Below are 618 nucleotides of genomic sequence, written 5' to 3' on the forward strand. Positions count from 1 at the left end.
CTGCGCGGCCCGGCCTGTTGCTCACCCCACGCTGCGAGGCGTAACTAACCCAAGGACTCTGGTCGCCGCTGGATGAAAACTCAGGGGCACGTCAGTGGTCGTCAATTTTCTAGCCTAAAGTGCGGTTGTTGGCGACCCGTGATGAAGGGTGAACCGCTTCGCTTCGGATAAGTTTTGCAGACCAAACCACGTTTTTCTCGGGCCTGAAAACCACGAGATGCCCACCGGCCTCATCGATCTGTAAGCGGACATCGAGCTACTGCCTGGACATTCGGTAGAGACGCCTATCTCACTCTTGTCATGACCACGCCTGGCCGCAGAAATCTATGCTGGCAGTGAGTGAGCCATCCACGAGGGCCCAACGACCGCATGGTTTTCTATCCGTTGGAAGGTGTAAGGGAAGCTCGACCTGCAGATGCATGGAAGCCTGGCGTGTTGCTGGGTCTGAATGAAGCCCGCACAGCAAAAAGCCCCGCCGGTTTGGGCGGGGCTTCTGGCATCCCCACAGGGTGTGAGGTTGGTCTGGGTGCGGGAGTAGGATTTGAACCTACGACCTTCAGGTTATGAGCCTGACGAGCTACCGGGCTGCTCCATCCCGCGGCAAGCGGTAGTGTATCG

At 58.1% G+C, this 618-nt stretch carries 1 tRNA gene; it reads right to left on the minus strand.

The features are described from left to right. Nucleotides 1-523: 523 nt before the first annotated feature. A tRNA-Met gene (locus HF680_RS15730) sits at nucleotides 524-600 on the minus strand. Between the last annotated feature and the right edge of the window lie 18 nt (nucleotides 601-618).

This window comes from Brevundimonas huaxiensis, assembly GCF_014218725.1.
Classification (GTDB): Bacteria; Pseudomonadota; Alphaproteobacteria; order Caulobacterales; family Caulobacteraceae; genus Brevundimonas; species Brevundimonas huaxiensis.